This window comes from Pantoea sp. GW821-FHT03E06 (assembly GCF_059420725.1).
The window spans coordinates 3,152,998-3,175,821 of sequence record NZ_JBWKUG010000001.1 but is presented as its reverse complement, the minus strand read 5'-3'; the positions used below and the strand labels follow the sequence as shown (position 1 = coordinate 3,175,821).

Here is a 22,824-nt window from a genome sequence, read left to right as displayed (position 1 = left end):
AATGAACTGCCTATAATGCGCCACCACTGAGACGGCAAAGCGGCAACGCAGGCGGCTCAGCAGGGAGTGAAGAAATTCATCCCGCCGGATGAAAACGCTGAAAAAAGTGTTTGACTCTGAAGGAGGAACGCGTAATATACGCCACCTCGCGACAGGCGGCTAACCCGCTGTTCGCAACGCTCTTTAACAATTTATCAGACAATCTGTGTGGGCACTCGCAGGATTGATATCAGCGTCTCCGGACGCAACAAAATATCAAAGCCTCACGAGTGAACACATAATGAAATTCATTATGACGTTTTACAGATGAGCATCGCTTAACTTGTTTAAGCAAATCAAACTTAAATTGAAGAGTTTGATCATGGCTCAGATTGAACGCTGGCGGCAGGCCTAACACATGCAAGTCGGACGGTAGCACAGAGAGCTTGCTCTCGGGTGACGAGTGGCGGACGGGTGAGTAATGTCTGGGAAACTGCCCGATGGAGGGGGATAACTACTGGAAACGGTAGCTAATACCGCATAACGTCGCAAGACCAAAGTGGGGGACCTTCGGGCCTCACACCATCGGATGTGCCCAGATGGGATTAGCTAGTAGGTGGGGTAATGGCTCACCTAGGCGACGATCCCTAGCTGGTCTGAGAGGATGACCAGCCACACTGGAACTGAGACACGGTCCAGACTCCTACGGGAGGCAGCAGTGGGGAATATTGCACAATGGGCGCAAGCCTGATGCAGCCATGCCGCGTGTATGAAGAAGGCCTTCGGGTTGTAAAGTACTTTCAGCGGGGAGGAAGGCGGTGAGGTTAATAACCTTACCGATTGACGTTACCCGCAGAAGAAGCACCGGCTAACTCCGTGCCAGCAGCCGCGGTAATACGGAGGGTGCAAGCGTTAATCGGAATTACTGGGCGTAAAGCGCACGCAGGCGGTCTGTCAAGTCGGATGTGAAATCCCCGGGCTTAACCTGGGAACTGCATTCGAAACTGGCAGGCTAGAGTCTTGTAGAGGGGGGTAGAATTCCAGGTGTAGCGGTGAAATGCGTAGAGATCTGGAGGAATACCGGTGGCGAAGGCGGCCCCCTGGACAAAGACTGACGCTCAGGTGCGAAAGCGTGGGGAGCAAACAGGATTAGATACCCTGGTAGTCCACGCCGTAAACGATGTCGACTTGGAGGTTGTTCCCTTGAGGAGTGGCTTCCGGAGCTAACGCGTTAAGTCGACCGCCTGGGGAGTACGGCCGCAAGGTTAAAACTCAAATGAATTGACGGGGGCCCGCACAAGCGGTGGAGCATGTGGTTTAATTCGATGCAACGCGAAGAACCTTACCTACTCTTGACATCCAGCGAACTTAGCAGAGATGCTTTGGTGCCTTCGGGAACGCTGAGACAGGTGCTGCATGGCTGTCGTCAGCTCGTGTTGTGAAATGTTGGGTTAAGTCCCGCAACGAGCGCAACCCTTATCCTTTGTTGCCAGCGGGTAATGCCGGGAACTCAAAGGAGACTGCCAGTGATAAACTGGAGGAAGGTGGGGATGACGTCAAGTCATCATGGCCCTTACGAGTAGGGCTACACACGTGCTACAATGGCGCATACAAAGAGAAGCGACCTCGCGAGAGCAAGCGGACCTCATAAAGTGCGTCGTAGTCCGGATCGGAGTCTGCAACTCGACTCCGTGAAGTCGGAATCGCTAGTAATCGTAGATCAGAATGCTACGGTGAATACGTTCCCGGGCCTTGTACACACCGCCCGTCACACCATGGGAGTGGGTTGCAAAAGAAGTAGGTAGCTTAACCTTCGGGAGGGCGCTTACCACTTTGTGATTCATGACTGGGGTGAAGTCGTAACAAGGTAACCGTAGGGGAACCTGCGGTTGGATCACCTCCTTACCTGAAGATACCTTCCCGCGAAGTGCTCACACAGATTGTCTGATAGAAAGTAACGAGCAGAAAAAACCTCTACAGGCTTGTAGCTCAGGTGGTTAGAGCGCACCCCTGATAAGGGTGAGGTCGGTGGTTCAAGTCCACTCAGGCCTACCAAATTCGCACTCACGCTGCGTTATGTCTCCGGCTCGCATAGTTCACTATGCTTCGCGGAAACATGCCTTGCCTGAGCACGAATTGCATTTCTCAGGAAATGTACTCGGTTGAGTGGTAGTAGATGGTCTCTGCAGTAACTGTATGGGGCTATAGCTCAGCTGGGAGAGCGCCTGCCTTGCACGCAGGAGGTCAGCGGTTCGATCCCGCTTAGCTCCACCATTACAGTGACTCAAAACAATACTTCAGAGCAAACCGGAAACGGTGTGCTGCGAAGTATTATGCTCTTTAACAATCCGGAACAAGCTGAAAATTGAAACGACGTGTTGGTTCATTTCTCCGTAATAAGAAATGAATAACAACATGTTCGAGTCTCTCAAATGCTTACAGTCTGCAGCGTTGCAAAACGCCTGTGGGTTGTGAGGTTAAGCGACTAAGCGTACACGGTGGATGCCCTGGCAGTCAGAGGCGATGAAGGACGTGCTAATCTGCGTAAAGCGTCGGTAAGGTGATATGAACCGCTACAGCCGACGATGTCCGAATGGGGAAACCCGGTGCACTCAGTGCATCATCGCAACATGAATACATAGTGTTGCGAGGCGAACCCGGGGAACTGAAACATCTAAGTACCCGGAGGAAAAGAAATCAACCGAGATTCCCCCAGTAGCGGCGAGCGAACGGGGAGCAGCCCAGAACCTGAATCAGTTTGTGCATTAGTGGAAGCGTCTGGAAAGTCGCACGACACCGGGTGATAGTCCCGTACACGAAAGTGCACAGGTTGTGAGTTCGAAGAGTAGGGCGGGACACGTGGTATCCTGTCTGAATATGGGGGGACCATCCTCCAAGGCTAAATACTCCTGACTGACCGATAGTGAACCAGTACCGTGAGGGAAAGGCGAAAAGAACCCCGGCGAGGGGAGTGAAACAGAACCTGAAACCGTGTACGTACAAGCAGTGGGAGCCTCTTTATGGGGTGACTGCGTACCTTTTGTATAATGGGTCAGCGACTTATATTCTGTAGCAAGGTTAACCGTATAGGGGAGCCGCAGGGAAACCGAGTCTTAACTGGGCGTTAAGTTGCAGGGTATAGACCCGAAACCCGGTGATCTAGCCATGGGCAGGTTGAAGGTTGGGTAACACTAACTGGAGGACCGAACCGACTAATGTTGAAAAATTAGCGGATGACTTGTGGCTGGGGGTGAAAGGCCAATCAAACCGGGAGATAGCTGGTTCTCCCCGAAAGCTATTTAGGTAGCGCCTCGTGAACTCATCCTCGGGGGTAGAGCACTGTTTCGGCTAGGGGGCCATCCCGGCTTACCAACCCGATGCAAACTGCGAATACCGAGGAATGTTATCACGGGAGACACACGGCGGGTGCTAACGTCCGTCGTGAAGAGGGAAACAACCCAGACCGCCAGCTAAGGTCCCAAAGTCATGGTTAAGTGGGAAACGATGTGGGAAGGCACAGACAGCCAGGATGTTGGCTTAGAAGCAGCCATCATTTAAAGAAAGCGTAATAGCTCACTGGTCGAGTCGGCCTGCGCGGAAGATGTAACGGGGCTAAACCATGCACCGAAGCTGCGGCAGCGACGCGTATGCGTTGTTGGGTAGGGGAGCGTTCTGTAAGCCGTTGAAGGTGGCCTGTGAGGGTTGCTGGAGGTATCAGAAGTGCGAATGCTGACATAAGTAACGATAAAGCGGGTGAAAAGCCCGCTCGCCGGAAGACCAAGGGTTCCTGTTCAACGTTAATCGGAGCAGGGTGAGTCGACCCCTAAGGCGAGGCTGAAAAGCGTAGTCGATGGGAAGCAGGTTAATATTCCTGCACTTGGTGTTACTGCGAAGGGGGGACGGAGAAGGCTAGGTTATCCGGGCGACGGTTGTCCCGGTTTAAGCGTGTAGGCTGACACCTTTGGTAAATCCGGGGTGTCTTAAGGCTGAGGCGTGACGACGAGCCACCACGGTGGTGAAGTAACTGATGCCCTGCTTCCAGGAAAAGCCTCTAAGCTCCAGGTAACACGAAATCGTACCCCAAACCGACACAGGTGGTCAGGTAGAGAATACCAAGGCGCTTGAGAGAACTCGGGTGAAGGAACTAGGCAAAATGGTGCCGTAACTTCGGGAGAAGGCACGCTGGCGCGTAGGTGAAGGGACTTGCTCCCGGAGCTGAAGCCAGTCGAAGATACCAGCTGGCTGCAACTGTTTATTAAAAACACAGCACTGTGCAAACACGAAAGTGGACGTATACGGTGTGACGCCTGCCCGGTGCCGGAAGGTTAATTGATGGGGTTATCCGCAAGGAGAAGCTCTTGATCGAAGCCCCGGTAAACGGCGGCCGTAACTATAACGGTCCTAAGGTAGCGAAATTCCTTGTCGGGTAAGTTCCGACCTGCACGAATGGCGTAATGATGGCCAGGCTGTCTCCACCCGAGACTCAGTGAAATTGAAATCGCTGTGAAGATGCAGTGTACCCGCGGCAAGACGGAAAGACCCCGTGAACCTTTACTATAGCTTGACACTGAACATTGAGCCTTGATGTGTAGGATAGGTGGGAGGCTTTGAAGCGTGGACGCCAGTCTGCGTGGAGCCAACCTTGAAATACCACCCTTTAATGTTTGATGTTCTAACGTAGGCCCGTAATCCGGGCTGCGGACAGTGTCTGGTGGGTAGTTTGACTGGGGCGGTCTCCTCCCAAAGAGTAACGGAGGAGCACGAAGGTTGGCTAATCCTGGTCGGACATCAGGAGGTTAGTGCAATGGCATAAGCCAGCTTGACTGCGAGAGTGACGGCTCGAGCAGGTGCGAAAGCAGGTCATAGTGATCCGGTGGTTCTGAATGGAAGGGCCATCGCTCAACGGATAAAAGGTACTCCGGGGATAACAGGCTGATACCGCCCAAGAGTTCATATCGACGGCGGTGTTTGGCACCTCGATGTCGGCTCATCACATCCTGGGGCTGAAGTAGGTCCCAAGGGTACGGCTGTTCGCCGTTTAAAGTGGTACGCGAGCTGGGTTTAGAACGTCGTGAGACAGTTCGGTCCCTATCTGCCGTGGGCGCTGGAGAATTGAGGGGGGTTGCTCCTAGTACGAGAGGACCGGAGTGAACGCACCACTGGTGTTCGGGTTGTCATGCCAATGGCACTGCCCGGTAGCTAAGTGCGGAAAAGATAAGTGCTGAAAGCATCTAAGCACGAAACTTGCCCCGAGATGAGTTCTCCCTGACTCCTTGAGAGTCCTGAAGGGACGTTGAAGACTACGACGTTGATAGGCCGGGTGTGTAAGCGCAGCGATGCGTTGAGCTAACCGGTACTAATGACCCGTGAGGCTTAACCTTACAACGCCAGAGGCGTTTTGGTGAGAGAGACCAGAGATTTTCAGCTTGTTTATGGATTGGTTTGCGGTGCCTGACAGGGCTTCGTGAACGAAACAGAATTTGCCTGGCGGCTTTAGCGCGGTGGTCCCACCTGACCCCATGCCGAACTCAGAAGTGAAACGCCGTAGCGCCGATGGTAGTGTGGGGTCTCCCCATGCGAGAGTAGGGAACTGCCAGGCATTAAATAAGTGAAGAAGCCCCGAACGGAAGTTCGGGGCTTTTTTACGTTTTTTTGCAAAGATGTAATGAAGCAGTACGCTGAATTCGCATGAAAAAGGCGTAAATTACATTCCAAAATTCCCCTCTTGTCACAATTTGTAATCCAGGATTACAGCCAATTCCCGCAAATAGCGAATAGATGCTTTACTCAATCCTTTGGCGTTAATTCTTCGCAAGGAAATGAGGTAAGTATGACAGACTCCCTACAACAAAAAGTGGCACAGCCGGAAACAGCAGCCGTCAGTAAACAACGCATCTGGGCGATCGTTGGCGCATCTTCGGGTAATTTAGTCGAATGGTTCGATTTCTACGTTTACTCCTTCTTCTCACTCTATTTTGCCCATATTTTCTTCCCAAGTGGCGATACCACAACGCAGCTACTGCAAACCGCAGGCGTTTTTGCCGCAGGATTTCTCATGAGGCCGATTGGCGGCTGGTTGTTTGGCTATATTGCCGACCGGCATGGACGAAAAACATCCATGTTGATCTCGGTATGCATGATGTGTTTGGGATCGTTAGTGATTGCCTGCCTACCGGGTTATGGCGAAATAGGATTAGCTGCACCCGTTATTTTGTTGTTGGCGCGTATGTTTCAGGGACTGTCTGTCGGTGGGGAATATGGCACCAGCGCGACTTATATGAGCGAAGTAGCACTTGAGGGGCGCAAAGGTTTCTATGCTTCGTTTCAATATGTGACGTTAATTGGTGGTCAATTACTGGCGGTACTGACCGTGGTCGTTTTACAGCAAATTCTAAGTGATGAAGCGTTGCGGAGTTGGGGCTGGCGCATCCCCTTCTTCCTGGGAGCGGCATTGGCTATTGTTGCTTTGTGGCTGCGTCGCTCTCTCAATGAAACTTCTGAGAAAAAAAACCGTGAACACTCTGATGCTGGCAGCATTATAGGGCTGCTGCGCAATCACTCTCGTGCTTTTATCATGGTACTGGGCTTTACCGCCGGCGGTTCGCTGAGTTTTTATACCTTCACTACATACATGCAAAAATACCTGGTTAATACTGCAGGCATGGATGCGCGCAACGCCAGTGGTTTAATGACCGGTGCTTTATTGGTCTTTATGCTGATTCAACCGATTATTGGCGCACTGTCAGACAAAATCGGGCGTCGCGCCTCTATGATGATCTTCGGCGCTGGTGCAGCAATTTGTACTGTTCCCGTTCTCATGCTGTTGCAAAATGTGCAGAGCAGTTGGCTAGCATTTGCATTAATCATGCTGGCACTCATCATCACCAGTTTCTACACCGCGATCAGCGGCATTTTAAAAGCAGAAATGTTCCCACCAGAAGTGCGGGCGCTAGGTGTCGGACTGTCATATGCGGTAGCGAATGCGATATTTGGCGGTTCGGCGGAGTATGTGGCGTTACTGCTGAAGAGGGAAGGCATCGAAACCAGTTTCTTCTGGTATGTATCGGCAATGGGGGCATTGGCATTCCTGGTCTCGCTGATGCTTCACCGTCAAGGGAAGGGGATTGCGCTGTAATTACTGGCTAAGATTCCATAACGCAATACCGCTGGCAGCGCCAGCGACGTCCCAGCTTAGATCTTTCCAACTCCAGCCGCTCCCCGCTGAGCGGCTGTCATACCACTCCTTACCGACACCAAAGCTAAGGGAAAATAGAAAGCCGAAGCGCAAACTTTGCCCGCGACCTTGATGTTGATGCTGAGAGATTTCACTGCCTGCTGCAGCCAGAGCGGCGGAAGAAAAGAAGTGTTCCGCTTTATCTTTGCCCGTCCAGTTATCCTGGGCCACATGCGCACATCCACTACACAGCAAAACTACGCAGAGGATGAGCGCACGCATCGGTTAAAGCAGACGGCTAATCAAACGGTCAATACGAATACGGCGCAGGCGGCGAATCAGTTTGCGTACCTTAGCCGGATAATCAGAGATGCTCTCCAGTTCGCGGAAATGCTGCACCACCGATGTGTGCTGGCGAATCAGCGCCAGTTCTTTTTCACGCTGCTCCGCTAATTCATTGAGAGGATCGTGAATTAACACCGCGTTTTCCAGGTCAAGTCGCCATGCACGCGGATTGAGGTTGTTGCCGGTAATCATCATCCATTCGTCATCAACCCAGATACCTTTTAGGTGATAACTGTTTTCACCATCTTTCCACAAGCGCACGGTCAGCTGGCCATTATTCACGTAATACTGGAGGCGGCTCAGGAAGCGACGTAGATTGATCTCATAAAGATAGGGTAATGCCCCAATAATTTTGAAGGGCTGTTCTGGCGGGATGTAGAAGTCATTAGCGGTTTTGTCACCGATGATAATCTCCACTTCTTTACCCTGACGCAGTAAATGAATCAGATTGCGCACCAGAATGGCTGGCAGGTTGAAATAAGGCGTGCATAGCGTCAGCTTATGCTCCGCGCACGGCATCAAATGGAAAATGGTTTTGTTCAGCAGGCTGCGTTTACCCAAGCCAACCAGCGGCGTTACGGTAAGTGATTCATTATCCGCATTGCCCGTGAACTGATAGTTAAAGCTGCGCAGCTCCTGGCGGAACTGACGTGTTTCATTCTTAATTTCAGGACTTGAAGGACGCTCGCTTTGATCGAGTCGATTGACCGCCTCAGACTCTTTAAGATTCTCACAGATCCATGCATACATCGTATCGGTCAGCTGCGGATTGCGGATCAGCTGGTAACGATCATAACGATATTTATCATGCTGATGCAAATAGACATCGTTCAGGCTTGCGCCGCTATAAAGCAACGTATCATCAATGATAAAACCTTTCAGATGTAACACGCCAAGCGCTTCACGCGTGTTTACCGGAATACCGTAAACGGGAATCGCTATATCAGGATGCTGCGCAGCCATTTCACAATACCAATCGGCATTGGTTACACTACGCGCGGCACCTATGCGTCCACGCTGGGCACGATGCCAATCAACCAGAATGCAGACATCCAGCTCTGGTTTTGCCTGACGCGCCGCGTATAGCGCCTGCATGATTCCCCGGCCACCGTCATCATTTTCCAGATACAGCGCCGTAATGCAGATACGCTTTTCTGCCGCGGCAATTTTCGTCAGTAAGGTTTCACGAAACTCGGCAGGCGAATAAAGCGTGGTCAGATCCGACACGGATTGTGACAGTTTAGGCAGCTGTGCGAGGTGTTGTTGGTGTTTATTACGTTTAAATTTAGACAACATCACAGTGCACTTCTTCTTTGTTCATTGCATGGCCTTTTGCCATCAAATCATGATCCTAACGTTAAATAATACCATCAACCGGCCTGTTAAGGAGGATTTTTACCTTTCTCTACAGGTTAGCCGATGGCGTCGCTAAGCGGCAAATTCAGGCTAACAATGCCGTCATCCAGTTGAATATTCACACGAAAATTAAGTTTTCTCGCCAACGTAATCATGCCGGTATTGTGCGGCATGGTGATACCGTTCAATTGTTGCAGGCCATGATCGCGTGTATAGCGGATCATCTTTTCCAACAGACGCCGCCCCATGCCTAACCCTTTCAAATCAGAGCGGACCAAAACGGAGAACTCTGCGTCGATATTGTCAGCATCAGAAATGGCGCGCGTGACACCGATAATCTCGTCGGCGCCATTGTGCTGACGTACTGCAACAATCGCCATCTCACGGTCATAATCGATTTGCGTCATATTTGCCAAGTCTTCATGAGTGAACTCATTGATTTCGCTGAAGTAGCGATAGTAGAGATCTTCTTTGGTTACTTGAGCGATGAAGGCACGCAGCTGCGGCTCATCTTCCGGCAGAATGGGGCGGAACAAACAATGTTGGCCATCTTTTAGCTGCACCTGCTCTTCCAGATGATGGGGATAGGGGCGGATCGCCAGGCGTGTTTCGTTATTGCCGCTAAAAGGCGCCAGCTGCAAAGTCACATCCAGAAGCGTGAATTCATTCGCCGATGCCAGCAGCGGATGAATATCCAGGCGTTGAATCTCGGGGCAATCGACTATCAGGTTTGAAACCTGCACTAACAGTTGGCTAAGCCCGGTGATATCCAACGGCCTCAGCGCGCTACGACTGCGCACCTTGCCACTCTTCATCGCTTGAATCACCAAATAGCGCGCCAGCGTCATATTCAGCGGTGGTAAAGCAACCGCGGCTTGTTTATCTGGCTGCCACTCTACGCCGCCTTCACCCAGCAGGATAATGGGGCCGAACAGCGGATCTTGCTCTACCACCACGCGCAATTCCTGCGCTCCAGCGCGATTCGCCATGCTCTGTACTAGCAGGCCATCAACGTGTGCTTGTGGATGGGTTTCGCGCACGCGATCGAAAATCGCTTCGGCCGCTTGTTCCACTTCCGCGGCGCTGCGCAGATACAACATGACACCTTGTACTTCAGACTTATGGGGAATATCTGGCGAACGCAGTTTCAGCGCGACCGGATAACCAATCTGTTCGGCGATTTTGCCAGCGGCAGCACTGTCACTGGCAATCCAGGTTGGCAAGGTAGCTAATCCATAAGCCTGCAACACCGGCTGCACTTCATGGGTATCAAGCGTGGTAATACCCTGATCCAGCGCCTGTTGAATCAGCTGATGCGCCTGCTTGCTGTTCTGGGTTAAACCGAGCGGCAGTGCGGGCGTTTCACGCAGTTGCTTTTGATTACGGCGATATTCCACCTGATGCATGAACGCGGTGATGGTTCCTTCCGGCGTACGCCAGGTGGGAATGCCAGCTTGCGTAAAGGCGCGCCGCGCAACCTGTGAGGAGTATTCGCCGCACCAGTTAGTCAGTAGCGTGACCTGTTTGCCACGTGGATGTTTGGCAACCGCAGCGATAATCTGCTCGGCGGTTTCGCTGGAAGGCGATACGGCACTTGGCGCATGAATGATCATCAGCGCATCAAGTTCATGGCTATCCAGCAGCCGTTCAAGGCAGGCCACATAACGTGCCGGTGTTGCATCATCTTTTAAGTCGAGCGGATTACCACGACCGACACCTTCCGGCAGCAGTGTCGCCAGCGCCTGTAATGTCTCTTCATTCAGCGTCGCCAGCTTGCCGTTGCGCGCATACAGCTCATCGAGCGCCAGCGCAGCCGGTGCCGCGCCGTTACTGATAATCATCAGCCGATCGCCGCGTAATGGGCGCATATGGCTGAGCGACTCTACCGCCGTAAAGAGTTCGTGCGTATCCTGCACGCGTAGTAAACCAGCGCGTTGAATCGCCGCATCCCAGGCCGCATCCAATCCGCTACGGGTGCCGATCATTGCCTGCGCCTGATGGCTACGGCCACTTTTTATCACCAGAATGGGTTTATTGCGTGAGGCGCTGCGTGAGGCGGAAACAAAGCGGCGCGCATCGCTCAGATGTTCGAGATAGAGCAAAATGGCGCTGGTTTTACCGTCGCGCGCGAGGAAATCTAACAGGTCATCGACGTCGATATCCAGGCTGTCACCCAGTGCGATAAACCACGAGAAACCGAGGTTTCGCTGCTGCGCCCAATCCAGGATGGTATTAGAGACCGCGGCCGATTGTGAAATAAAGGCAATACGTCCTTTTGCAATCGGCACCGGTGAGAAGCTAGCATTCAGCCCTTGCCATGGCGCCAGCAAACCTAAGCTATTCGGGCCGAGCAGGCGGATTTGCCATTGGCTGGCACAGGCTTTCAGTTCTTCCAATTGACTGGCCGGTGCTGAAAGAATAATGCACGCCTTGCAGCCTTTCTCGCCCAGCTGTTGCAGTAGTTCGAGATTACGTTTGGCGTGGGTGCAGATGATGGCGAGATCGGGCGCGAAGGGCAGGCTGGCGATATCAGGCCAGGCCAGCACGCCGCTCACTGCTTTATACTTCGGCGTCACCGGCAACACCGGACCACTAAACCCGCCGGCCAGCAGATTACGCATCATAAAGTAGCCGGCGCGCCCCGGGGTAATCGAGGCACCGACTACCGCGATTGATTTAGGTCGTAACAGCGCTTCCAGTCCGCGTTGGCTCATCATCCGCTCCTGCTATCAAGATTGGCATGATTGTAAACGCTTTTTAATGCGCTTGCTGATTCGCCGATCGCAGGCCGAGGATCTCTTTTAGATTCCAGCGTTTTAAATGGCCGACATACTGCATATTCTGCTGCGCCCGCCATGCAGAGACATCGCCGTCACGTAAATGCAGTAAATCTGCCGGGCTGACCCAATTGGCCTGCCCCTGCAACAGTTCAATACCCGCATGACGATAGCCCGCCAATACAAATTCGGAGCAGAAGAAGCGATTGGCTTGAGGATCGTCAACATCAGCTAACTGCACGCGGGCCATTGCGGTAAGGCAGGCACTGCGAACCTCTTCATTGACGAGTGGCAGTTCACACAGACGGCGTGACACCATAAACGGCATAAACATTACGATGCCCTTGAAGTTGTATTTTTTGCCTTGCTGTAAATCGGCAAACTCCCGTAAGCGCAGCATCTGCTCGCTGGTCATGCCGGGTACGCGCAGCACCAGCAGACTATTGCTTTCATCAATAGCATGATTTAGCGGAATAATTTTAACGCCGCTGCCAACCGCTTCCGCAACCTGTTCATCGCCAAGATAAATCGCTGCATGGCTTACGCCAGTCAGAGTAAACAGGCGAATTCCCCACGATTGTGGTGACGTGGCGGATGAGAGCAACAAATCACCGGGCATCAAAGCGCTGCTTGAAATCAGTGCGGTTGGGCGGGTGCTGGCAGATTGCAGCTGCGGCGGAAAAGCGCGGTCGGGTTGTGGGGCGGTGCTGCAGCCGGTGAGCAGCAGCATCAGCAGCCAGAAAGTTTTCATCGTGCATCCTTTGCATATAAGGCCAACTCCGTGGCGATGCGCGACTATAAATCAAACTGGCTGGTTACAAAAGCTGCAAATCCTTAAAGGACATTTTCGAGGCTATGCACGGGATGGTGCGGCTTGCCCGCCAGATAAGCGTGACGGAAGCGTTCGAAATAGTGATGTAGTTCCGCAGCCGCGGCAAGATCGCCGGCCTGCTCCAGCAGCGCAGCGGCAACTTCTGCGGTGCAGTGTTGACCCACGCCGTGCGCTTCACGCAGCGTATAGCGCGATGGCGTGGTCACGTTCAGCGACATCACCGGGAATGCATCGAGCCACGGACTTTTACGGAACATCTTACGCGCTTCGGTCCAGGTGCCATCGAGCAGGATAAACAGCGGCGGTTTGCCGGTCAGAGGCGGGCGGGTTAACACGTCACGATCGGCATCAGCGTACGACGCGGGAAACACCACCAGCGGCTGATAATGTTCGCTTTTTACTGCGGCCAGTAGCTGAGGATCTGGCTCGGTGCGCGACCAACCGAACGCCTGCGTATCCGGCAGCACATCGGCAATCAGCCTGCCGGTATTGCTGGGCTTCATTGGCTCGGTATCAAACATCACCAGACAAAAGCGGCTACGCGCTGGCTGTGGCTGGATGGTCGCGCACAGACAATTTTTCTGCGGTAGCAAACAGCGTTGGCAGCGCAGCACGCGATTACCGCGCGCCAGAAACGGGCGCGTAGCGCGCGCTAAACGTTGCGCGCGTAAGCGCAGGACGGCATTTTCAGACATAAATTCGCAGGCTGGAAAAAACGTCAGTGTAATGGAATTAGCAGGGAAAGGTAATAAGGAAGGCCAGCGCGCGGCTGGCCATCAGCGCTTTACAGCGATTCGTCGAGCCACTCATTGAACGGCGCTTTCGGCATAGCACCATTCAGCATGTCGACCATCTCACCGTTCTTAAACAGCATAATGGTCGGAATGCTGCGAATGCGGAACCGCGAGCTTAACGCTGGTTCAGCTTCCGTGTTTACCTTCACAAAACGCACTTTGCCGCGCCGCTCGTCGGCGACATCTTTAAACACTGGCGCAAAGTTTACGCACGGGCCGCACCACGGTGCCCAGAAGTCGATCACTACCGGCAGATCGTCCTGCAGATATTTATCCAGCGTGGCGGATGTCGCGTTGGCAACTTCACCGTTAAACAGCTCACCGCCGCAACGCCCACATTTTGCTCCATCGGCAATGCGCGACTCGGGCACGCGATTAGTTGCCTGACAGGAGGCACAGACTGTATTCATATTTACCTCAACCCGGACCTGTAAATCTGATGATTGCCGGACATTATGAAAAGGTTGAGTGCTATGCTCAATCTGGATTGCCCAATAGGTTCAATAGTTGATAGCTAAGCACCGACACATCAGGTAATCTTCGCGCTCTCAATGCTGGAGGAACAGATGAACGACGAATTTAAAGGCAAAAGCGGCAAGGTAAAAGTGATGTATGTACGTGATGAGGAGGGTGGTCAAAAGCCTAATCCCCGTACCGGCAAAGGCGGCCGTCCTGCTGCGCGCCAGGAAGATAATCGTCGTTCTGGTCCTCGCAGCGCACGTGGTAATGAAGAGAGTGGCCGTAGCGGCGCACGCAGCGAAGCCGGCGGACGTGGTTCTGCCCCGCGCGACGCACGCAACAGTGAACGCGGCCGTAGCTTTGGTCAGCGTGACGATCGTGGCAGTGACAACCGCAGTTTCGGTGATTCACCGTGGCGCACCGTTTCGCGTCCACCGGTTGCGGATGACAGCCAGCTGGATGATGCAGCCAGCAATAAGCCGGTAATCGATCCCGAGCAAATTCGCCGCCAACGTCAGGAAGAGACGCGCGTTTACGGTGAAAATGCCTGCCAGGCACTGTTCCTGAGCCGCCCTGAAAGCATCGTGCGCGCCTGGTTTATCCAGAGCGTGACGCCGCGCTTCCGCGAAACTCTGCGCTGGCTGGCGGCTAACCGCAAAGCCTACCACGTGGTAGACGATGCCGAACTGACCAAAGCATCCGGTACCGAACACCACGGCGGCGTGTGCTTCATTATTAAGAAGCGCATGGGCATGCCGGTTAGCGAGTGGCTGACCAAGGCACCGACTAAAGATTGCGTGCTGGCGCTGGAAGATGTCAGCAACCCGCACAACCTCGGCGGTATTATGCGTAGCTGCGCGCACTTCGGTGTGAAAGGATTGCTGGTTAACGATGCTTCGCTGCTGGAGTCGGGTGCGGCAGTACGTACCGCCGAAGGTGGTGCTGAGCACGTACAGGCGATCAGCGGCGAAAGCTTCGCTGAGGGCCTGGAAGCTTTCCGTAAAGCAGGTTATACCATCGTCACCACCTCCAGTCATGAAGGCACACCGCTGGCAAAAGCGGAGCTGCCGGCCAAAATGGTGCTGGTGTTAGGTCAGGAGAGCGAAGGTCTGTCGGACAGCGCGTTCCAGCAGGGTGATCTCAGCCTGTCAATTGGCGGCACTGGTAATGTTGAAAGCCTTAACGTCTCAGTGGCAACCGGTATTCTGCTCGCCGAATGGTGGCGTCAGAACGCATAAAAAAACGGGCCGCAAGGCCCGTTTTTGTTGTATCGCTTAGTGAGCACCACCGCCACCGCCGCCGGCACCAAAGGGTGGGCGCGCAAACCACACCAGCACCAGCAAGATCAAAAATACGCCCGCCGATGCCCAGAAGATCTCATTCGCCGAAATAATCAGTCCCTGATTGGTAATCTGCTGTGCGATATACGCCGATGCCTGCTGTTGGGTCATCCCCAAACTTTCCAGCTGGTCATACATCTGCTGTGAATTGACGTTGAACGGATTCACCGACTCCGACAAATAGCTGTGGTGCATTGATTCACGATTGCTCCACATGGTGGTGGTAATCGAGGTCCCGATAGAACCCGCCAGTGTACGCACGAAGTTCGACAGGCTCGATGCTGCAGCCATACGTTCCGGCGGTAAGCCCGAAAGCGTAATGGTGGTCAGCGGCATAAAGAAGCACGCCACTGCGAAGCCCTGAATAAACTGCGGCCACGCCGATGCACCAAAATCCATCCCCGGTTCAAACGTGTAGGCGCGCCAATAGAAGCACACGGCGTACATAATAAAGCTAAAGGTCACCAGCTTTCGCATATCCAGCTTATGTGCGAAACGACCAATGATCGGCGACAGGATGACTGGCAGAATGCCAACCGGCGCCGACGCCAATCCGGCCCAGGTGGCGGTGTAGCCATATACCTCCTGCAATAGCTGCGGCAGCAAGACGATTGAGCCGAAGTAGAGCATATACGCCAGGCTTATCGATAAGCAGCCAATGGTGAAGTTGCGCATCTTGAATAACGACAAATCGACTATTGGGTGATCGTCGGTGAGCTCCCACACCAGCAACACCAGTAGCGCCACCACGGCGACCACCGTTAGCACAATGATTTCGCTGGAGCTAAACCAGTCGAGCTCTTTCCCGCGGTCGAGCATCACCTGCAGCGAACCAATGCCCACCACCAGCAGCACCAGACCAATCATATCGATCGGGCGGATTTCGGTTTTGGTTTCACGTCCGCGCAGCGTTTGCAGCGTCAGTAACACCACGACCACACCAATCGGCACGTTGATGAAGAAGATCCAGCCCCAGTGATAGTTGTCGCTAATCCAGCCGCCGAGAATCGGGCCACAGATCGGTGCCACAATCACCGTCATCGCCCACAGCGACAGCGCTACGCTGCGTTTCGCCGGGGGATAGTTATTGAGCAACAAACTCTGCGACAGCGGAATCAACGGGCCGGCCACCACGCCCTGAATGACGCGGAAGAAGATCAGCATTTCCAGGCTTTCGGACATGCCACAAGCCCAGGACGCGAGCACAAACAGGATGGTTGCCCAGGTAAACAGCTTCACTTCACCGATGCGTTTCGCCAGCCAGCCGGTAATAGGAATCGAGATGGCATTCGCCACCCCGAAAGAGGTAATCACCCACGTACCTTGTGAGTTCGAGGCACCGAGATTACCGGCGATAGTCGGAATCGCCACGTTAGCGATGGTGGAGTCGAGTACCTGCATAAACGTCGCCAGCGACAGGGCGATGGTCATCAGGACTAACGGCGCACCTTCAAGCGGTTTTTGTGCCATACCAGCCTCCCGCGGCGTTAGTCAGCGTTGGCACGAACGATGTCAGTAATCAGCTGGTTAACCGGCGCAAGGTCGATTGCCAAAGCATTACTTTCATAAGCGGCTTGTGGGCGTACAACACTCGCCAGCGTAGCGCCATCTTTGTTCTGCGTATCCACTTTCACCAGCGTAGAGAGACCAATACGCAGCGGATGCTCGGCAACTTGTTGTGCATCCAGCTCAATACGTACCGGCAGACGCTGAACCACTTTGATCCAGTTACCCGTGGCGTTTTGCGCCGGCAGCAGAGAGAAGGCGCTACCGGTACCCATATCAAGCCCCACCACTTTACCGTGATACTCCACGTCATCGCCGTAGATATCGCTGATTACCGTGGCCGATTGTCCAATACGTACGCCAGAAAGCTGCGTCTCTTTAAAGTTGGCATCCACCCATAGATTGGTGGCCGGAACTACCGCCAGCAGCGGAGTAGTAGAAGAGATCTGCGAGCCAACCTGCACGCTACGACGTGATATAAAGCCATCAATTGGGCTACGGATGTCGGTGCGCTGCAGCGCCAGCCAGGCATCACGCAGCTCAGCCGCACTTTGTTGTACCGCAGGCTGATTTTCCAGCGAAGTATTCAGGATCATCGCCTGATTGGCGTTATATTGCTGCACCGCAACATCCAGCTGGGCTTTCGCCGTGGCGACAGCATCACGCGAGTGTTGCAGCTCTTCGCGACCAATCAGGTTTGATGCACCCAGCGGCTCGCGGCGTTTCAGGTCAGCTTCGGCCTGATCCAGCGCGGTTTGCTGCAGCTTGATGGTGGCTTGATATTGCTTGCCATTGATCATCAGCTGATGGGTTTGACGCACGCTGGTGGCCAATGCGGTCTGCGCTTTTTCAAACGCCTGCTGCGCATCGGTTTTATCCAGCGAAACCAACACGTCACCTTTTTTGACCATGTCAGTATTATCAAACCAAACTTTATTTACGCTGCCAGAAACCTGTGCCATCACCTGCACCTGGTTACCCGCCACATAGGCATCATCGGTTTCCTGGAAGTGACGCAGCACCAAATACCAGTAAGCCAGATACGAAATACCAATAATTACAAACACGATAGCCAGCAGGATCAGCACACCTTTGCGCTTCTTCTTTTTATTTGCTGGCTGTTGCGGGCTTTGAGCTTCCGCTGTCGCACTCATGTTGTTCTCCAGGTTGCCATTTAGTCGGGATGCGTTGATCCTTCAACACGGATGCCCGAGTCGAAAAAGCCAGCGCTGAAGCGCTGGCCGGATAAAAGGGGATTAAAATAGCGATTTCGGAAGGTGATTGTGTCGCACTTCTTGCTATTAGCGCGACAGAGAGGCGATAACCTGATCTTCGTCCATTTTATCCAGACGGTTAAGTAACTTACGGGTGATGGTTTCCAGCTGATCCTGCTCGTGAGTCGAGAGCGAAGACCACAGATATTGCAGGCTCTGATGCTGTGGTGGCAGCAGCTGACGCAGGAACTCATTGCCTTTTTCGGTCAGGTGCAGGTGCAGGCAGCGACGATCGTTCTCGCTTTCACGGCGTTCAATCCAGCCACGCTTCTCCAGCTCATCGGCGATACGTGTGGCGTTGGTACGGGAGGAGCCTAATGCAGAACTAAGTTCCGATGGCTGAATGCTCTGATTTTCCTGCGCATCAAGGGTAATCAGCGCCATGAATAAGGTTTCGTTAATTCCCTGCGCCTTCAACATTTTGTTGCGATTATCCAGCAGTTTACCCTGCATATGCATACACAAGCGGGTCAGAATGATCTCCTGCAGCGGAAAATCTTTATGGCGGTTAGCACGGATGTTTAGCATCTGTTCAATGGGAGTAAACGAACTTTCCATTTTTAAAAAAACCTCTTAGTTGCAACTGGTATAGTAATGATGGTGACAGATAAAGCGTAGTCATATTTTCCGTGCGTGATTGTTCGCACGATCACATTGTCAACATCTGACATTCCAGGTTATTCCTTAACCCTGGGCATCTGGCCCTGACATACCGCCGGATAATAAGACGGATGATGTCATCAATTCGTTTCGGGAAACCTTTTTGCAGATAAATAATTTCGCGCGAAAAAATAACTCTGGTGAATAACTGCTCTGCTAACCATAACAAACCCAATCATTAATGAACAGTATCGCTCATCAGATAGTGCCCATCTTTACGATTTCTAAACACTTTTTCTGCCCAGGGAATGCAGGTAAATCAACGGCTTGATTAACATGTTCTTAACAAAGCCCACGCAACCCGGTTCTATCCACAGGCTGAAATTCAACAGTCAAAGCAGGAGCGTTCATTGCGCGGAAGTGAGAGAGATAATCATTTGTGGGTAATAGTAACCCAAAAAATTATTTCATTGATGGGTTAATTAACAGGACGTACCAGTGCGCTATAGCGCACGCTTCGCTTATCGAGAAGGGTAAACGAGAAAGGTTTCACGCTTTGTAGCGGCACGGTTTATCCAGTCTTTGGCTGGTGGAGCCTTTTTCTCATAAAAAACGGCGCGAAAAATCGCGCCGCCACACTACAAACGCTAATGTAAATCCGGCGTTTCAATGCGTTATTTAGCCGCCGCCAGCGCGTCCTGAATCCACTTATCAAATTCCGCCTGATGACCTTTAATCCAGCCATCGACGTGGCCGTTGATATCGGCTTCAGAAGCGTGACCAGCATGCATCGCTGCGTTTTCAGCGTTGATATCGCTAATCGGCAACTTCATCTCTGCAAACAATTTCGCCGCTGCCGGGTTCTTCTCGGTCCAGGCTTTGTTGGCCACGATGTGCATGGTGTTCACCGGGAAACCGTAGTTGGCACCATTGGCCAATTTAGTATCCACTTTGCTCTGCTCGCCTGGCAGAGAGGAGAACGGCACCTGCAGCCACACCACATCTTTACCCGGCTTCAGCACGTCGCTGACCCAATACGGGGTCCAGGTGTAATAGAACACCGGTTTACCCTGCTTAAAGCGCGTAATGGTATCGGCGATCATCGCCGAATAATTACCCTGATTATGTTCAACGGTGTTGCTCAGCTTATAAGCATCGATCTGGTGATTAATCACCGCTTCACAACCCCAGCCCGGCGTACAGCCGGTCAAATCCGCTTTACCATCGCCGTTGGTATCAAACAGTTTGGCGATCTTTGGATCTTTTAGCTGCTCGATATTGGTGATGTGGTACTGCTCAGCGGTTTTCTTATCGATCAGATACCCCTGCGCAGCGCCACCCACGTAGGTGCCCTGACGATAAAATTTCGCATCACCGCCCGCCGCTTTATACATATCATCGTGCAGCGGCTGCCAGTTAGTGGCAATAAAGGTGGCATCGCCAGCAGCGATGGTGGTGTAAGCCACGTTGTAATCAATCTCGCTGGGTTTATCGACGGTATAGCCGAGCTTTTCCAGCGCACGGCTCACCAGCAGCGTCTGAAAGGTCTCTTCAGAAATGGTGCTCTGAGTCGGTTTTACGGTAATGCCTTTACCCGGCAGGTCGGCGGCGGACACGTGCGTCGCGGCGAACGTCGTCAGGACGGCGGCGAATAGAGCTGTCTTGCGCATAGTCATTCCTTATTTTACGTGTTACGTCGGAGACGAGCGATCCCGGCGGATCGCTCATTAAAATCAGGCTTTTTTACTGAAAGGGCGGAGCAGCAGACCCAGCGGCCCGGTGCTATACCAGTGACGACTGCCACGGCTGCGGCTGTCGCGGCCCATCGACTGCGTCAGACGATCGAGGATAATGGCGAGAATAACGATGCCGACGCCGCCCACGGTGGCGAGGCCCATATCGAGACGTCCAATGCCACGCAGTACCATCTGGCCGAGGCCGCCAACGGCAATCATCGAGGCGATCACCACCATCGACAACGCCAGCATCAGCGTCTGGTTCACGCCCGCCATGATGGTGGGCATCGCCAGCGGCAGCTGTACTTTAAACAGCATCTGACGCGGGCTGGCGCCGAAGGATTCACTTGCTTCAATCAGGTCGGCTGGCACCTGCTTAATGCCGAGAATGGTCAGTCGCACAATCGGCGGCAGCGCAAAGATGATGGTCACCACCACGCCCGGCACGTTACCGATACCGAACAGCATGACAATAGGCACCAAATAGACGAACGCCGGCGTAGTCTGCATCGCATCCAGCAGCGGACGAATAATGCGCGCGGCACGTTCGCTGCGCGCCAGCCAGATGCCAAGCGGCAAGCCGATCACGATACAGAACAGCAGGGCGGTCAGCACCAGCGCTAATGTCACCATCGCCTGCGACCAGGCGCCAATCGCACCAATCGCAATCAGCGAGACAAGCGTCGCAATCCCCATCGCTGGGCTAGCAATCTGCCAGGCGATCAGCGCAAACACCACGATCGCCACCGGCGCAGGCATACCAAGCAGCAACTGCTGGAACGCGCTGAGAATGTAATCCACCGGCACGCGAATACCCTGAAACAGCGGGCGGAAATGGCTCACCACCCAGTCGATGCCTTCGGTTACCCAGCTATCGAGTGGAATCCAGGTTTTATGGAACGGGTCCATGATGTTGAAATGCTCAGGTGCGGGAGCGGGTGCGCTGCTCAGCCAGTCGCTGCTGCTCGCTGCGTGACTGGCAGCGTCGTGCCCGCCGCTGCTGGCGGCTGCCGGATCGCCCCACGCATCGGCAGAGCCGTTCGCTGAACCGCTATCTGCGGGGGCGGCACTGCCGCTCGCCCAGGGATCGCTGTTACTGGCTGCGGCGTTGGCATCAGGCGTTGCGGGTTGCTGCGTGGTCTGGCTGGCGCTATCCCATGGATTAGACGTTTGTTCACTCATGATTGGGCTCCTTCACGATCTAAAGCGCGCAACAGCATGCTTTTCGAAATGATACCGACATACTGATTCTCTTCACTGACGACCGGCACCGCGCAGGGCGCTTGCGCCACATGGGAGAGCAGATCGTTGAGGGAAGTATCGGCAGGAACCGCTAACGGCGTCTCCAGCAGTGCGCTATCCAGCCCTTCACCGGCCGCCAGGGCAGCTTTCAATGAATCGGTAGAAACCACGCCGACAAACTTCTGTTTTTCCAGCACATAGCCATATTCTCGATCTTCATCCTGCAACAGCTTGATGGCAGATCGCGGACCAAAACCGGCGGCTTTACGAATCAGGGAACCAGCGCTACGACGGGCAATGTCTTTAGCGCTGAACACATGGCTAATATCGACGCCACGGAAGAAGGTGCGCACATAATCGTTGGCAGGATTATTGAGGATTTCATCCGGCGTGCCGACCTGAACGACTTCGCCGCCTTGCATAATCGCAATACGATCGCCAATGCGCATGGCTTCATCAAGGTCGTGCGAAATAAATACGATAGTACGCTGATGTTTCGCCTGCAGTTTTACCAGCTCATCCTGCATTTCAGTACGAATAAGCGGATCAAGTGCCGAGAAGGCTTCATCCATCAGTAAAATATCCGGATTAATGGCCAACGCGCGGGCTAATCCTACACGCTGACGCATGCCACCAGAAAGTTCGTCTGGATACGAATGGGCATAATTATCCAGGCCAACCTGACGCAAAGCATCCAGCGCTTTTTCCTGACGCTCCTGCAACGGTACGCCGGCTAATTCCATGCCAAAAGCAGCATTATTTAGTACGGTCATGTGTGGCATGAGCGCGAAGGATTGAAATACCATGCTGATCTTATTTCTGCGGACTTCACGCAGTTCCGCATCCGATATTTTGGCGATATCGACACCGTCTATAATTACCTGGCCACGGGTGGGCTCGATCAGACGATTGAGAAGGCGAACCATGGTGGACTTACCAGAACCTGAGAGCCCCATGATGACGAAGATCTCGCCTTCTTCAATGGCCAGACTGGCATTCTTAACGCCGACGGAGAGACCGGTTTTCGCCAGAATACTCTCTTTGCTTTCGCCTTTATCAATCAGCTTAAATGCCTTTTCGGGATTATCCCCAAATACCTTATATAAATTCTTTACTTCGAGTTTAATTGCCATGCAGTAATTAATTTCCCGGTTAAATGTTTAACTATTTCTTGTTGTGGTCCTGATTAAATTTAAGCGCCCTATACCCTAGCATAGTGAAATTATCTGACAACCCTGAATGGCGATATTTGGCGGCGCGCGTCTGCACGAATAGCTAAAATCGCCAGTGCTCACAAGGGATGAGCGTGGATTAATTTTTTATGAAAGAGAGTGTGATTTATTGCTATTTCGCAACAGAAATGGTGTCAATGGCGTGAAAAAAGATATGCAGAATGAAAATAGAGCGGGA

At 53.1% G+C, this 22,824-nt stretch carries 14 protein-coding genes, 2 tRNA genes and 3 rRNA genes; 7 read left to right on the top strand and 12 right to left on the bottom strand.

The genetic code is table 11. The features are described 5' to 3' along the window. The first annotated feature begins 343 nt into the window (after window positions 1-343). From AC07WB_RS14825 to AC07WB_RS14800, 6 genes are all read left to right on the top strand, one after another. A 16S ribosomal RNA gene (locus AC07WB_RS14825) occupies window positions 344-1,884 on the top strand. 73 nt (window positions 1,885-1,957) lie between these two features. Continuing rightward, window positions 1,958-2,034 (top strand) — tRNA-Ile (locus tag AC07WB_RS14820). Between the two features lie 143 nt (window positions 2,035-2,177). Beyond that, window positions 2,178-2,253, top strand: a tRNA-Ala gene (locus AC07WB_RS14815). A gap of 201 nt (window positions 2,254-2,454) precedes the next feature. Further along, window positions 2,455-5,360: ribosomal RNA gene (locus AC07WB_RS14810) — 23S ribosomal RNA — on the top strand. A gap of 102 nt (window positions 5,361-5,462) precedes the next feature. Next, window positions 5,463-5,578, top strand: a 5S ribosomal RNA gene (gene rrf, locus AC07WB_RS14805). The 16S, 23S and 5S rRNA genes sit together here with 2 tRNA genes alongside, the layout of an rRNA operon. Before the next feature lie 231 nt (window positions 5,579-5,809). Then, window positions 5,810-7,114: an MFS family transporter gene (locus AC07WB_RS14800; protein ID WP_494941078.1), complete on the top strand. Its 1,305-nt coding sequence runs from the start codon at window positions 5,810-5,812 to the stop codon at window positions 7,112-7,114. On the opposite strand, the gene AC07WB_RS14795 is transcribed toward AC07WB_RS14800, so the two are convergent. From AC07WB_RS14795 to trxC, 6 genes are all read right to left on the bottom strand, one after another. Further along, window positions 7,115-7,435, bottom strand: a complete 321-nt coding sequence (locus AC07WB_RS14795; protein WP_494940738.1) for a YfiM family lipoprotein — start codon at window positions 7,433-7,435, stop codon at window positions 7,115-7,117. It lies immediately after the preceding gene. A 3-nt stretch (window positions 7,436-7,438) separates the two neighbouring features. After that, complete coding sequence (gene pssA, locus AC07WB_RS14790; protein ID WP_097096325.1) at window positions 7,439-8,794, bottom strand: CDP-diacylglycerol--serine O-phosphatidyltransferase; 1,356 nt, start codon at window positions 8,792-8,794, stop codon at window positions 7,439-7,441. A gap of 116 nt (window positions 8,795-8,910) precedes the next feature. Continuing rightward, the gene (locus AC07WB_RS14785) at window positions 8,911-11,568 is read right to left on the bottom strand and encodes a bifunctional acetate--CoA ligase family protein/GNAT family N-acetyltransferase (protein WP_494940737.1); all 2,658 of its coding nucleotides are present in this window, start codon (window positions 11,566-11,568) and stop codon (window positions 8,911-8,913) included. Window positions 11,569-11,611: 43 nt separating this feature from the next. Beyond that, window positions 11,612-12,382: a YaeF family permuted papain-like enzyme gene (locus AC07WB_RS14780; RefSeq protein WP_345828614.1), complete on the bottom strand. Its 771-nt coding sequence runs from the start codon at window positions 12,380-12,382 to the stop codon at window positions 11,612-11,614. Between the two features lie 83 nt (window positions 12,383-12,465). Continuing rightward, window positions 12,466-13,158, bottom strand: a complete 693-nt coding sequence (locus AC07WB_RS14775) for a tRNA-uridine aminocarboxypropyltransferase (protein ID WP_097096328.1) — start codon at window positions 13,156-13,158, stop codon at window positions 12,466-12,468. A gap of 89 nt (window positions 13,159-13,247) precedes the next feature. Beyond that, the gene (trxC, locus tag AC07WB_RS14770; protein ID WP_007886387.1) at window positions 13,248-13,667 is read right to left on the bottom strand and encodes a thioredoxin TrxC; all 420 of its coding nucleotides are present in this window, start codon (window positions 13,665-13,667) and stop codon (window positions 13,248-13,250) included. A gap of 156 nt (window positions 13,668-13,823) precedes the next feature. On the opposite strand from trxC, the gene AC07WB_RS14765 reads away from it, so the two are divergent. Then, entirely contained in the window at window positions 13,824-14,954 is a 1,131-nt protein-coding gene (locus AC07WB_RS14765) for a tRNA/rRNA methyltransferase (RefSeq protein WP_097096329.1), read from the top strand. Between the two features lie 36 nt (window positions 14,955-14,990). Here the strand turns inward: AC07WB_RS14765 and emrB are convergent, their stop codons facing one another. From emrB to proV, 6 genes are all read right to left on the bottom strand, one after another. Next, complete coding sequence (gene emrB, locus AC07WB_RS14760; protein WP_097096330.1) at window positions 14,991-16,526, bottom strand: multidrug efflux MFS transporter permease subunit EmrB; 1,536 nt, start codon at window positions 16,524-16,526, stop codon at window positions 14,991-14,993. 17 nt (window positions 16,527-16,543) lie between these two features. Then, a complete protein-coding gene (gene emrA / locus AC07WB_RS14755; RefSeq protein WP_097096331.1) occupies window positions 16,544-17,716 on the bottom strand; it encodes a multidrug efflux MFS transporter periplasmic adaptor subunit EmrA in 1,173 nt (390 codons plus the stop codon). Window positions 17,717-17,863: 147 nt separating this feature from the next. Beyond that, window positions 17,864-18,394: a transcriptional repressor MprA gene (gene mprA, locus AC07WB_RS14750; protein ID WP_400456985.1), complete on the bottom strand. Its 531-nt coding sequence runs from the start codon at window positions 18,392-18,394 to the stop codon at window positions 17,864-17,866. Between the two features lie 716 nt (window positions 18,395-19,110). Further along, the gene (gene proX / locus AC07WB_RS14745) at window positions 19,111-20,112 is read right to left on the bottom strand and encodes a glycine betaine/L-proline ABC transporter substrate-binding protein ProX (RefSeq protein ID WP_370659793.1); all 1,002 of its coding nucleotides are present in this window, start codon (window positions 20,110-20,112) and stop codon (window positions 19,111-19,113) included. Window positions 20,113-20,169: 57 nt separating this feature from the next. Continuing rightward, on the bottom strand, window positions 20,170-21,354 hold the full coding sequence (gene proW, locus AC07WB_RS14740) for a glycine betaine/L-proline ABC transporter permease ProW (protein WP_345828624.1): 1,185 nt from the start codon (window positions 21,352-21,354) through the stop codon (window positions 20,170-20,172). Further along, entirely contained in the window at window positions 21,351-22,547 is a 1,197-nt protein-coding gene (gene proV / locus AC07WB_RS14735; protein ID WP_345828626.1) for a glycine betaine/L-proline ABC transporter ATP-binding protein ProV, read from the bottom strand. The genes proW and proV overlap by 4 nt, the downstream gene beginning before the upstream one ends. Window positions 22,548-22,824 lie beyond the last annotated feature (277 nt).

Coding starts and splice junctions, on each gene's coding strand:
- AC07WB_RS14800 (WP_494941078.1), top strand. CDS start 5,810: ATGACAGACTCCCTACAACAAAAAGTGGCACAGCCGGAAACAGCAGCC.
- AC07WB_RS14795 (WP_494940738.1), bottom strand. CDS start 7,435: ATGCGTGCGCTCATCCTCTGCGTAGTTTTGCTGTGTAGTGGATGTGCG.
- pssA (WP_097096325.1), bottom strand. CDS start 8,794: ATGTTGTCTAAATTTAAACGTAATAAACACCAACAACACCTCGCACAG.
- AC07WB_RS14785 (WP_494940737.1), bottom strand. CDS start 11,568: ATGAGCCAACGCGGACTGGAAGCGCTGTTACGACCTAAATCAATCGCG.
- AC07WB_RS14780 (WP_345828614.1), bottom strand. CDS start 12,382: ATGAAAACTTTCTGGCTGCTGATGCTGCTGCTCACCGGCTGCAGCACC.
- AC07WB_RS14775 (WP_097096328.1), bottom strand. CDS start 13,158: ATGTCTGAAAATGCCGTCCTGCGCTTACGCGCGCAACGTTTAGCGCGC.
- trxC (WP_007886387.1), bottom strand. CDS start 13,667: ATGAATACAGTCTGTGCCTCCTGTCAGGCAACTAATCGCGTGCCCGAG.
- AC07WB_RS14765 (WP_097096329.1), top strand. CDS start 13,824: ATGAACGACGAATTTAAAGGCAAAAGCGGCAAGGTAAAAGTGATGTAT.
- emrB (WP_097096330.1), bottom strand. CDS start 16,526: ATGGCACAAAAACCGCTTGAAGGTGCGCCGTTAGTCCTGATGACCATC.
- emrA (WP_097096331.1), bottom strand. CDS start 17,716: ATGAGTGCGACAGCGGAAGCTCAAAGCCCGCAACAGCCAGCAAATAAA.
- mprA (WP_400456985.1), bottom strand. CDS start 18,394: ATGGAAAGTTCGTTTACTCCCATTGAACAGATGCTAAACATCCGTGCT.
- proX (WP_370659793.1), bottom strand. CDS start 20,112: ATGACTATGCGCAAGACAGCTCTATTCGCCGCCGTCCTGACGACGTTC.
- proW (WP_345828624.1), bottom strand. CDS start 21,354: ATGAGTGAACAAACGTCTAATCCATGGGATAGCGCCAGCCAGACCACG.
- proV (WP_345828626.1), bottom strand. CDS start 22,547: ATGGCAATTAAACTCGAAGTAAAGAATTTATATAAGGTATTTGGGGAT.